The organism is Mesorhizobium loti, assembly GCA_014189435.1.
Lineage (GTDB): Bacteria > Pseudomonadota > Alphaproteobacteria > Rhizobiales > Rhizobiaceae > Mesorhizobium > Mesorhizobium loti_G.
This window is the reverse complement of sequence record CP050293.1, coordinates 316,196-327,503: the sequence shown is the minus strand read 5'-3', so window position 1 is coordinate 327,503 and position 11,308 is coordinate 316,196. Positions and strand designations below refer to the sequence as shown.

Annotated in this window: 9 protein-coding genes; 6 read left to right on the top strand and 3 right to left on the bottom strand. The window is 63.3% G+C overall.

Translation table 11 applies throughout. The features are described 5' to 3' along the window. The first annotated feature begins 31 nt into the window (after window positions 1–31). The 3 genes from HB777_01600 (at window position 32) to HB777_01590 (ending at window position 2,757) form a co-directional block, all read left to right on the top strand. The gene (locus tag HB777_01600) at window positions 32–1,096 is read left to right on the top strand and encodes a ferrochelatase (GenBank protein QND62735.1); all 1,065 of its coding nucleotides are present in this window, start codon (window positions 32–34) and stop codon (window positions 1,094–1,096) included. Window positions 1,097–1,318: 222 nt separating this feature from the next. Further along, window positions 1,319–2,269: an SPFH/Band 7/PHB domain protein gene (locus tag HB777_01595; protein ID QND62734.1), complete on the top strand. Its 951-nt coding sequence runs from the start codon at window positions 1,319–1,321 to the stop codon at window positions 2,267–2,269. A 23-nt stretch (window positions 2,270–2,292) separates the two neighbouring features. Further along, window positions 2,293–2,757, top strand: coding sequence for an NfeD family protein (locus HB777_01590; protein QND62733.1), 465 nt, complete (start codon window positions 2,293–2,295; stop codon window positions 2,755–2,757). A 166-nt stretch (window positions 2,758–2,923) separates the two neighbouring features. Here HB777_01590 and HB777_01585 read toward each other — a convergent pair whose 3' ends face one another. Continuing rightward, on the bottom strand, window positions 2,924–3,925 hold the full coding sequence (locus HB777_01585) for a KpsF/GutQ family sugar-phosphate isomerase (protein ID QND62732.1): 1,002 nt from the start codon (window positions 3,923–3,925) through the stop codon (window positions 2,924–2,926). 249 nt (window positions 3,926–4,174) lie between these two features. Here HB777_01585 and HB777_01580 point away from each other — a divergent pair, with 249 nt between their 5' ends. Continuing rightward, complete coding sequence (locus HB777_01580; GenBank protein QND62731.1) at window positions 4,175–5,965, top strand: outer membrane beta-barrel protein; 1,791 nt, start codon at window positions 4,175–4,177, stop codon at window positions 5,963–5,965. Window positions 5,966–6,185: 220 nt separating this feature from the next. Here HB777_01580 and galU read toward each other — a convergent pair whose 3' ends face one another. After that, entirely contained in the window at window positions 6,186–7,091 is a 906-nt protein-coding gene (gene galU / locus HB777_01575; protein ID QND62730.1) for a UTP--glucose-1-phosphate uridylyltransferase GalU, read from the bottom strand. Between the two features lie 208 nt (window positions 7,092–7,299). Between galU and HB777_01570 the strand changes: the two genes are divergently transcribed. Together HB777_01570 and HB777_01565 are read left to right on the top strand one after the other, a co-directional pair. Continuing rightward, the gene (locus tag HB777_01570) at window positions 7,300–8,520 is read left to right on the top strand and encodes a lytic murein transglycosylase (protein ID QND62729.1); all 1,221 of its coding nucleotides are present in this window, start codon (window positions 7,300–7,302) and stop codon (window positions 8,518–8,520) included. A gap of 98 nt (window positions 8,521–8,618) precedes the next feature. Beyond that, window positions 8,619–9,821 carry a DUF459 domain-containing protein gene (locus HB777_01565; protein ID QND62728.1) on the top strand — a complete coding sequence of 401 codons (1,203 nt, stop codon included), beginning with the start codon at window positions 8,619–8,621 and terminating at the stop codon, window positions 9,819–9,821. 27 nt (window positions 9,822–9,848) lie between these two features. Here the strand turns inward: HB777_01565 and HB777_01560 are convergent, their stop codons facing one another. Further along, a complete protein-coding gene (locus HB777_01560) occupies window positions 9,849–11,303 on the bottom strand; it encodes a glutamate synthase subunit beta (GenBank protein QND62727.1) in 1,455 nt (484 codons plus the stop codon). Between the last annotated feature and the right edge of the window lie 5 nt (window positions 11,304–11,308).

Genomic DNA, 11,308 nt, shown 5'->3' with positions numbered 1-11,308 from the left:
TGGTTAGGTTCGCGTCTCCCGGAGAACCCTTATGACGCTTTCCACCCCTGTCGATCCCAAGGCCGCGAAGGCGCTCGGCCCGTCGCCGGCGGGACATCCGCCGATCAAGGCGGGCAAGATCGGCGTCATGCTGGTCAATCTCGGCACGCCTGACGGCACCGATTTCAAGCCGATGTGGCGCTATCTCCGCGAATTCCTCTCCGACCCACGCGTCATCGAACTCAACAAGGCGATCTGGTATCCGATCCTCTATGGCCTGGTGCTCACCACGCGGCCGAAGAAGTCGGGTGCCAACTACGCCAGGATCTGGAACCGGGAAAAGAACGAGTCGCCGCTGCGCACCTACACCCGCACCCAAGGCGAAAAGCTGGCCGAAGCACTGCGCGACCTGCCCGATGTCGTCGTCGACTGGGCGATGCGCTATGGCAATCCTTCGACCGAGAGCGTGGCCAAGAAACTGGTCGAACAGGGTTGCGACCGCATTCTTTCGTTCCCGCTCTATCCGCAATATTCGGCGACGACCACGGCAACCGCCAACGACCAGCTGTTTCGCGCCTTGATGAAGATGCGCCGCGCACCGGCGATCCGCAGCGTGCCGCCCTACTATGACGAACCGGTCTACGTCGAAGCGCTGGCGCGCTCCATCGAACGACATCTGGCGACACTGGATTTCGAGCCGGAGGTGGTCATCACCTCCTATCACGGCATTCCAAAGCCCTATTTCGAGAAGGGCGATCCCTATCATTGCCACTGCCAGAAGACGACGCGGCTGTTGCGCGAACGGCTTGGCTGGAGCGAGAAGAAGCTGATCATCACCTTCCAGTCGCGCTTCGGCGCGCAGGAATGGCTGCAGCCCTACACCGACAAGACGGTCGAGAAACTCGCGCAGGATGGCGTGAAATCGATCGCCATCGTCAATCCCGGTTTTTCCGTCGACTGCATCGAGACGCTGGACGAGATCGGCCGCGAGGCGGCCGAGACCTTCCACCATGCCGGCGGCAAGAACTTCGCCCATATCCCTTGCCTCAACGACAGCGTCGAGGGCATGGCGGTGATCGAGGCGATGGTACGGCGCGAACTGTCCGGCTGGGTCTGAACCGGAACATCACCTTCTCGCAGATCGCTTCCGAGATTGTCTCGGCCTCGAACGACAGGCTGAACGACACGGATGCAAGGCTGTTTGACTTCAACCACTGAGTGCAAACCCGCAAACAATCCATCATCACCTGATTGTAACGCATCTGAAACACACTTAAGTCTTTGGTGAAGTCGGCTGCACGAGAATGGCTTGTGCGGCCTGCGTCTGAGGGAGAGCCAAATGGATTTCGATGGTTTCGATATTGCGGTTGGTGCACTTGCCCTTCTGGTATTGGTGCTTCTGATCAAAGGCATCAGAACAATCCCGCAAGGCTACAATTATACGGTGGAGCGCTTTGGCCGTTACACCAAGACACTGAGCCCGGGCCTCAATTTCATTTTCCCGTTCGTCGACCGCATCGGCGCCAAGATGAACATGATGGAGCAGGTGCTCGACGTTCCGAGCCAGGAAATCATCACCCGCGACAACGCCATCGTCGGTGTCGACGGCATCGCCTTTTTCCAGATCCTCAATGCGGCGCAGGCCGCCTACCAGGTTTCCGGCCTGCAGAACGCCATCCTCAACCTGACGATGACCAATATTCGCACCGTCATGGGTTCGATGGACCTCGACGAACTCCTGTCGAACCGCGACGCCATCAACGAGCGCCTGCTGCGCGTCGTCGATGAAGCAGCGCATCCGTGGGGCATCAAGATCACCCGCGTCGAGATCAAGGACATCAACCCGCCGGCCAACCTCATCGAATCGATGGGCCGGCAGATGACTGCGGAACGCAACAAGCGCGCGCAGATCCTCGCCGCCGAAGGCCTCAAGCAGTCGCAGATCCTCGAGGCCGAGGGCCGCAAGGAAGCCGCCTTCCGCGACGCCGAGGCGCGCGAGCGCTCGGCCGAGGCGGAAGCCCGCGCCACCCAGGTGGTGTCGGAAGCAATTTCCAAGGGCGACGTGCAGGCGCTGAACTACTTCGTCGCCCAGAAATACACCGAGGCGTTGGGGAAGATCGGTACGGCCACCAACAGCAAGATCGTGCTGATGCCCTTCGAGGCGTCGTCGCTGATCGGTTCGCTCGGCGGCATTGGCGAGATCGCCAAGGAAGTCTTCCGCAGCGAAGGCACGACCGGCGCGCAAAGGCAGGCCGCGCGTCCGCCAGTCGTTCGCCCGACCGACAACTGATGTCTCCAACATAGGAGAACGCCGTGATCGATCGTGTCATTTCCGAACTCGGCCCGTGGAACTGGATGGTTCTGGGCTTTGTCCTGCTGGTGATGGAAATCATCGCGCCGGGCATCTTCATGCTGTGGATCGGCATCGCCGCCCTGATCATCGGCGCGGTGTCGCTGCTGATCTGGGACGCCGGCTTCTGGACCTGGCAGGTCCAGGTTCTCGCCTTCCTGGCGCTGTCGCTGGTCTCGGCCTATGTCGGCAAGAAACTGGTCGGCAGTCGCACCGACCCGACCGACCAGCCGCTGCTCAACCGGCGCGGCGCGCAAATGGTGGGCCGCATGGCGACACTTGCCGAACCGATCCGGGATGGACGTGGCCGCATCAAGCTGGGCGACACGCTGTGGCGTGTCTCCGGCCCGGACCTGCCGGCCGGCACGCAAGTGCGCGTGACGGGTGCGGCCGACACGGATCTGGAACTGACGGTCGAGGCGGTCTGAATTCTTGAAACCCGCCGCTTGGACAAGGTGTGTTGAGATTCAGGTCAGGCCGAGTCGAAAACGGTGGGTTCCGAGAACCGGAGCGGAGCGTACTTTTGGTACGTGAGCACCGGAAGCGCAGGAAACCGTCGTTTGCAGGCCGGCATCACCTGAATATCGACGCACCTTAGGCGGCGCCGATGCGCAGGAGATCATGCAGATGGATGAGGCCTACCGGCCTCTTGCCCTCCACCACCATCAGACTGGTGATGGCTGAATTGTTGATCGTTTGCAGCGCCGTTGCCACCAGCGTGTCCGGCGTCGCCGTCTTCGGCCCTCTTGTCATCACCTGATCCACCGTCATCGCCAGCAGATTGCTGCCGATGTGACGGCGGATGTCACCATCGGTGATGATGCCGACCAGCGCACCGTCGGTATCGGTGATCGCCACGCAGCCAAATCCCTTGCGCGACAGTTCCAGGATCGCATCCTGCATGCCGGTGCCCGCAACCACCAGCGGCAGCCTGTCGCCAACATGCATGATCTCGCGGATCTGCGTCAGGTTGGCGCCGAGCTGGCCGCCCGGATGAAAGGTGCGGAAATGGTCCGGCGTGAAGCCGCGCGCTTCGAGCAGCGCGATCGCCAGTGCGTCGCCCATCACCAGTTGCAGCAGCGTCGATGTCGTCGGCGCCAAGCCGTGCGGGCAGGCTTCCGGCGTACGCGGCAAAAGCAGCACGACGTCGGCTGCCCGTGCAAGTGCGGATGTCTCTCCGGCGGTTATGGCGATCAGCGGGATGGAAAAGCGCCTGGAATAGGCGACGATGCCCATCAGTTCCTTGCTCTCGCCCGACCACGACATGGCGATGATAGCGTCGTCCCTGGCGATCATGCCGAGATCGCCGTGATTGGCTTCCGCGGGATGGACGAAAAAGGCCGGCGTGCCGGTCGAGGCCAGCGTCGCCGCGATCTTCGATCCGATATGGCCGCTTTTGCCGACGCCGGTGACGATGACCCGGCCTTCAATCCCCGAGATCATCTCGACGGCCTGCGCGAAAGGCGCGGCCAATCCGTTCTCCAAGGCCTCGGCAAGGGCCGCAACCCCCGCCTGTTCGGTTGCCACCGTCCTCAGCGCCGAAGCGATCGAGGCTTGCCTGTCCAAAGGCTTCTTATCCAGGGATCCCGCATGCATGGCTGATGCGATTAGCGCTTTGCCGGCGCGCTGTCCAACAGAAATGGCCTCAGGCATGTCGTCAGAACGTGTGTGGTGGTTTGCCACAACGGCAGGCGTGAAAACAAAAGCTTAACGCGCGCGGTATGAATCCCTTTGGAAATCGGCGCTTCCGGCGGCTGACGGGCCGCCGCCTCAACCCTCCGTTAACCATCCCCATTTACGGTTCGGTAAGTATGGCGCGCGTGCGCCGCGCAAGCAGTGGTGGCGATGTCCGGGGTCCAGCCAGAAAAATCGAATGGACGAAAGGGCAAGGCGGTCTGCGCCTTGCTGCTGGCGACCAGCATGTTTGCCCTGCTGCGCCCAACGGCGCTGCAGGCGCAGGAAACGGAACTGCGCGGCGAAGTTTCGGAATCGGCGATCCTGTCGGACCAGCAGCGCAAGGCGAGACAACTCGCTTTGGCAGCGCAGGGTCAGGCGCCGACCAATGCTGCGCAAGACAATGCGCCGGCCCGCACCTACCTGCCGGCCAGCGCCGGCGCTGTGCCTGACGACACGGACACCGGCGACGCTACTGCCGCCGGCAGCGTTTTCGACCCGCCGGCAGCCGCCGACGACACCTCCGCCGACACCCCAGCACCGCCCAAGCCTCGCCGCCGCTCATCGACCGCCACGCAGAATGCGGCTGACCAGGCCAAGGACAAGGTCGCGGACAAGTCGAAAAAGAAGAAGAAGTCGACAGCCGACGCCACCGACATCACCGGTTCAACGACCGCCTCCACGACGGACGCCACCGATGGTGCGGACACCGACGAAGAGACGGCCAACCGCCGCGCCCTCACCATCGACAGTGCCGACAAGGAGAAGCTCGACCCAGGCGCGGAGCGCACGGACGCCATCGAAGGCCAGAAGAAGAAGCCGGAGGATGATCCGTTTGCCGCCACCGGCGTCAAATGGGGCTCATTCGTCATCCGGCCGACGATCGAACAGGGTCTGACCGCCACGTCGAACGGCGATTCGAGCAGTGCCGGCAAGTCGGCGCTACTGTCCGAGACCGCGCTGCGCTTCTCCGCCGCCTCCGACTGGCGCGAGAACTCCGCCACGATCGACGGCTATGGCCTGTTCCGCGAGAGCGTGTCGGGTTACCCGGTTCATAACGAGCAAGGGCGGATCGAAGGCCAGCTCAATGTCGACCTCGACAATGAATTGCGCGCCATCGCCAAGCTCGGCTACGAAGCGGTGCCTGAATCGGCGTCGGCGCCGGACGCCATCGCGGGCGTCAGCAAGCAGCCGCTGCGGCAGACCGTCGACGGCAGCCTGGCCCTGGAAAAGCACATCGGCAAGATGCAGTACACGTTGACCGGCGCGGTCTCGCACGACTTCTACGGCGACGCCAAGCTTTCAGACGGCACCTCGCTGTCGCAGAAGGATCAGGACTCGACGCTCTACACCGCGACCTTGCGCACCGGCTACGAGATCTCCCCCGCCCTCACCCCGTTCACCGAAATCGAAGTCGGCCGCCGGGCCTATGACCAACGCATCGACAATGAAGGCTTCGAGCGCTCGTCGACGCGGCTCGGCGCGCGCGCCGGCGTTGCGCTCGATATGGGTGAGAAGCTGTCGGGTGAATTCTCAGCCGGCTGGCTCAGGGAAGCGATCGACGACAAGAACCTGGACGCGATTTCGGGCGCCACCGTCAATGCCGACCTCAAATGGTCACCGGAGCGCGGCACCACGATCGGCCTGACCGGCAAGACCACCGTCGAGACCACGACCACATCAGGTGAATCCGGCGACATCCTCTATTCCGGCCGCCTGACCGGCGAACGCCAGATTCGCGCCAATCTCACCGCAAACGCGGCGCTGGGCCTCGACTGGCGCAACTATGTCGGCATCGACGGCCATGACAGGACCTTGAGCGCCGAGGCCGGCCTGACCTGGTGGCTGAACCGCTACGCCGGCCTCACCACAAGGGTGAGGACCGAGAAGCTGACCAGCAATCTGCCCGGCCGCGACTACACCGCCAACAGCATCTTCCTGGGCGTGAAGGTGCAGCGCTGAAGCCGTCCGAGGTTCGTCATCCTGGGGCGTAGCAAGGAGCGAAGCGACGCGGCGCAGACCCCAGGATCCATGCCGCGACTTATAAGCGCCTCTGCGATGGCCGGCCTGGGGGCATCGTTCTGGACCGCTGCACTCTGGGTCCATGTAACGGAATGGATCCCCGGGTCTCCGCGACGTCGCTACGCTCCTGCTTCGCCCGAGGATGACGAAAGTGTGGGGCCTAGGAAGCTGCGCCGCGGCGCTCCGACGGCTTCATCTCGTCGAGAAGCGTGCGGATGACACCGGCCATGTTCTCGTTCATGTCGCTGCGCCACAGCGCGAAGGCGACATTGGCCTCGACAAAGCCTTCCGGCGATCCGCAATCGAACGTGCGGCCCTGATAGTGGTAGCCATAGAAGGGCTGCTGCTTTTCCAGCTTCAGCATCGCGTCGGTGAGCTGGATCTCGTTGCCGGCACCCTTTTCCTGGCCTTCGAGGATCTTGAAAATCTCGGGCTGCAGGATGTAGCGGCCGTTGATGTAGAGGTTGGACGGCGCGGTGCCGGTCTTCGGCTTTTCCACCATCTCGGTGATGCGGAAGCCGTGATGCGTGTCCTCGCCGCGGCCGACGATGCCATATTTGTGGGCGTCGGCGGGGTCGCATTCCTGCACGGCGATGATGTTGTTGCCGGTTTCCTCGTAGAGCTCCACCATTGCCTTCATGCAACTCTTCTCCGACTGCATGATCATGTCGGGCAACAAAAGCGCGAAGGGCTCGTCGCCGACGAGCTCGCGGGCGCACCAGACGGCGTGGCCGAGCCCCATCGGCACCTGCTGGCGGGTAAAGCTGGTCTGCCCCGGCGCCGGCTGCAGCCGTTGCAGGCGGGCGAGCTGGTCGTCCTTGCCGCGCTGGGCCAGCGTGTCGTAGAGCTCGAACTGGATGTCGAAATGGTCCTCGATGACGGCCTTGTTGCGGCCGGTGACGAAGATGAAATGCTCGATGCCGGCCTCGCGCGCCTCATCCACCACATACTGGATGACCGGCCGGTCGACGACGGTCAGCATTTCCTTGGGGACGGCCTTGGTGGCCGGGAGAAACCGTGTGCCGAGACCGGCGACCGGGAACACTGCCTTGCGAACTCTCTTCATGCTTTCAATTATCCGTTTGATGGCCAGTTCCGCAATCCCGTTTCAAGACATTTTCATGCCGGAATTGAGGATTACTCGGCGATAAGAGGGGGACGTTACCGGTAAAGCTTCAAGGCGTCTTTTCGTTCCCGGCGGCACCTATGGTAAACTAATTCCTAACCTGGTTCGGCGATGAATGGTCTTTCCTGAGACAGAGAAGGAGGAAAAGATGTCCGTTCGCAATGCCGCAAAGCGTTTTACCAGCGTCATGGCGGCAGCCAGCCTCTCGCTCGCTCTGCTGATGCCTGGCCCCGCTTTCGCCGATGCCGGTTTCCGGCAATGGGTCGCCGGCTTCCGCGCCACCGCGGTGCAGAGCGGCGTTTCCGGCGCCCTCTACGACCAGGCCTTCAGGGACATCAGGGATATTGACCCGGTGGTGCTGGAAAAGGCCCGCACGCAGCCTGAATTCACGGCCCCTGCCTGGGACTATTTCGACAACCGCGTCCATGATCAGTCGGTCTCCGTCGGCCAGCAGATGGCCAAGAAATGGAAGCCGTGGCTGGACCGGATCGAGGCCAGGTTCGGCGTCGACCGCTACATCCTGCTGGCCATCTGGTCGATGGAATCGAACTATGGCGAGATCCTCAAGCGCGACGACATCATGCGCAACGTCGTGCGCTCGCTGGCGACCTTGGCCTATGCCGACCCGAAGCGGGCGAAATTCGCCCGCACCCAGTTGATCGCCGCGCTGAAAATCCTGCAGACCGGCGATATCGACGAAAGCCATCTGAGCGGATCCTGGGCCGGCGCCATGGGCCACACCCAGTTCATCCCGACCAGCTATCTGCACTATGCCGTCGACATGGACGGCAACGGCAAGCGCGACATCTGGAATTCGATCCCCGATGCGCTGGCGACCTCCGCCAACCTTTTGAAGAAGAATGGCTGGCAGGCCGGCAAGACCTGGGGCTATGAGGTCGCCTTGCCGGCTGGCAAACTTCCCGGCGGCTCGAAGACGCTGTCGCAATGGCAGGCGCTCGGCGTCGTCAGGGCTAACGGCAAGCCGTTCAAGAACGGCTCCGACAAGGCGACGCTGAAGGTGCCGGACGGCCGCAGCGGGCCGGCCTTCCTGATGATCAAGAACTTCTCGGTCATCAAGGCCTACAACAATGCCGACAAATATGCGCTGGCCGTCGGTCTTCTTGCCGACGAAATCGCAGGCTCCAGCGGTCTCGTGCAGGACTGGAAGCGGCCTTTCACCAAGCTCACTTTCGAGGAGAGGCAGGAGCTGCAGAAGCGGCTTTCCCAGCACGGCCTTTACGACGGCAAGTTCGACGGCAAGATTGGCGACGGCTCGAAGACTGCCATCATGGCCTTCCAGGCCAAGGCCGGCTTGACCCAGGATGGCTATCCGAGCATGGAAGTGCTGAAGTGGCTTCGGCAGAAATAGAGCCACCTGCGGTGCCGCGCGGCCTTCCGGGCGCGCAAAGGACACTGTAGCAATCTGGTTGGCGCGGGCCTTGCCGCGCCAAGGGATGGAGGAAACGATTGGCTTCGGCTGCGCGCATCGCAGGGCTTGTTCGTCGCATGCCGGTGCTCATCCTGGCCGTCATCGTGCTCGCCGTCGGCGTGGCTGGCGCCTTCCATGCCCCGGCCATGGCGCAGGAGCAGCAAAACCGCGGCTGGTCGTTGCGCGATCTTTTGTTTCCGCGCCGCAGCGAGCGGATTGAGCCGCCGCAGATTCAGAAGCCGAAGCCAAAGCGCAAACCTCGCGCTCCCCGTGCGCCGGTTGAACCACAAACACCGATAGTCGAGAAAGCGCCGGACGCGCGCACCGTCCTGGTGGTCGGTGACTTCATGGCGGCCGGCCTCGCGGAAGGCCTCGACACCGCTTTTGCCGAGAATGCTGGTGTCAGGATCGTCGTGCGCAGCAATGGCTCGTCCGGCTTCGTGCGCGACGACTTCTATAACTGGCCCGAACAGATCACGACGCTGATCGAGACCGAAAAGCCCGCCGCCGTGGTCGTCATGCTGGGTTCAAACGACCGCCAGCAGATGAAAGTAGGCGACGTCCGCGAGCAGCCCCGTTCCGAAAACTGGACCAAGGAATATGAGCGCCGCACCGACGCGCTCGGCAAAGCAATCGCCACAGCCAAGGTGCCTTTCCTATGGGTCGGCATGCCGGCCTTCCGGGTGCCGAAGATGACCTCCGACATGCTTGCCTTCAACGACATCTATCACCAGGCCGCCGAAAGCAACGGTGGTGAATTCGTCGACGTCTGGGACGGCTTCGTCGACGAAAATGGTGCCTTCGTCACCAGCGGTCCCGACATCAACGGACAGCCGGTGCGACTGCGCGCCGATGATGGTATCAACGTGTCGAAGGCGGGCAAACGCAAGTTCGCCTTCTATACCGAAAAACCGTTGCTGAAGATTCTCGGCCTGACCGCGCCGGGAAGCGTGGTGACGGCTTCCGCGCCGGCGGGCGCTCCCGTGGAGGCGCCGGCGCCGGCCGCGGCTCCCATCGTCATCGACCGCACCGCGCCGATGCTGCTCAGCGACCCGGCGCTCGACGGCGGCTCCGAACTGCTTGGCGCGGCACCGCCGGCAAAGGCCAATCCGGACCTGCCCGGCGAGAGGCTGGTGGTGGAGGGCAAGGCACCCGTGGCTTCGCCCGGCCGTGCCGACGATTTCTCTAGGCCGCCGAAGGCCGCAGCCGCGACCGACACCACGACCGCGATCAATCGTTAGTATCGCAAAGCGGCTCTGAGGCCGGGCTCAGCGGGGCAGGACGCTCGACCCCATCAATGCCTCGTCGATAGAGCGAGCCGCCTGACGGCCCTCGCGGATCGCCCAGACGACCAGCGATTGGCCACGACGCACGTCGCCGGCCGCATAGAGCCTGTCAACGCTGGTCCTGTAATCGCGGTCATTGGCCTCGACATTCCTGGAGCGGCGGCTGTCGGTGGCGATCTTCATCTCACCCTCCAGCTCCTTCGCCACTCCGGCAGCGGCCGGCCCGGCAAAGCCGATGGCGATGAAGGCCAAATCGGCGCGGATGACGAATTCGCTGCCGGCGATCGGCTTGCGCTTCTCGTCGACCTCGCAGCACTTGACGCCGGTCAGTTGGCCTTCCTCGCCGATGAATTCGAGTGTCGCCACCTGGAATTCGCGCTCCGCGCCTTCGGCCTGCGAGGACGAGGTGCGCATCTTGGTCGCCCAGTAGGGCCAGACCGAAAGCTTGTCTTCCTTTTCCGGCGGCTGCGGGCGGATGTCGAGCTGGGTCACGCGCACGGCGCCCTGGCGGAAAGCGGTGCCGACACAGTCGGACGCGGTATCGCCACCACCGACGACGACGACATGCTGGCCGCCGGCGATGATCGGATGCGACGGCCACGCCACGGACTGGATCGGTTCGCCGCCGACACGCCGGTTCTGCTGCACCAGATAGGGCATCGCGTCATGCACGCCGCCGAGATCGTCGCCGGGAATGCCGGCCGCGCGCGGTGTTTCCGACCCGCCGCAATAGAGCACGGCATCATGCTCGGCGAGCAGCTCGGCAACAGGCTTGTCGACACCGACATTGACGCCGCAATGGAAGGTCACGCCTTCGCCCTGCATCTGCTCGATGCGCCGGTCGATATAGTGCTTCTCGATCTTGAAGTCGGGAATGCCGTAGCGCATCAGCCCGCCCGGCCGGCTTTCGCGCTCATAGACATGGACGTCGTGGCCGGCGCGGCCAAGCTGCTGGGCAGCCGCCATGCCGGCAGGGCCGGAGCCGATAACGGCGACGCGCTTGCCGGTCTTCTTTTCCGGCGGATAAGGCCTGATGTGGCCGGTTTCATAGGCCTTGTCGGCGATCGCCTGCTCGACCGTCTTGATGGCGACGGGAATGTCCTCGAGGTTCAGCGTGCAGGCTTCCTCGCAGGGCGCGGGGCAGATGCGGCCGGTGAACTCCGGGAAATTGTTGGTCGAATGCAGGTTGCGGATCGCATTGTCCCAGTCACCATTGTAGACGAGGTCGTTCCAGTCCGGAATCTGGTTGTGGATCGGGCAGCCCGTCGGCCCGTGGCAGAACGGAATGCCGCAATCCATGCAGCGCGCGGCCTGTTTCTCGACCTCCTTATCCGACATCGGCAGCGTGAATTCACGGAAATGCCGGATGCGGTCGGAGGCCGGCTGGTACTTGTGCACCTGCCTGTCGATTTCAAGAAAGCCTGTTACCTTGCCCATAGTCC

Coding starts and splice junctions, on each gene's coding strand:
- HB777_01600 (QND62735.1), top strand. CDS start 32: ATGACGCTTTCCACCCCTGTCGATCCCAAGGCCGCGAAGGCGCTCGGC.
- HB777_01595 (QND62734.1), top strand. CDS start 1,319: ATGGATTTCGATGGTTTCGATATTGCGGTTGGTGCACTTGCCCTTCTG.
- HB777_01585 (QND62732.1), bottom strand. CDS start 3,925: ATGCATGCGGGATCCCTGGATAAGAAGCCTTTGGACAGGCAAGCCTCG.
- HB777_01580 (QND62731.1), top strand. CDS start 4,175: ATGTCCGGGGTCCAGCCAGAAAAATCGAATGGACGAAAGGGCAAGGCG.
- galU (QND62730.1), bottom strand. CDS start 7,091: ATGAAGAGAGTTCGCAAGGCAGTGTTCCCGGTCGCCGGTCTCGGCACA.
- HB777_01570 (QND62729.1), top strand. CDS start 7,300: ATGTCCGTTCGCAATGCCGCAAAGCGTTTTACCAGCGTCATGGCGGCA.
- HB777_01560 (QND62727.1), bottom strand. CDS start 11,303: ATGGGCAAGGTAACAGGCTTTCTTGAAATCGACAGGCAGGTGCACAAG.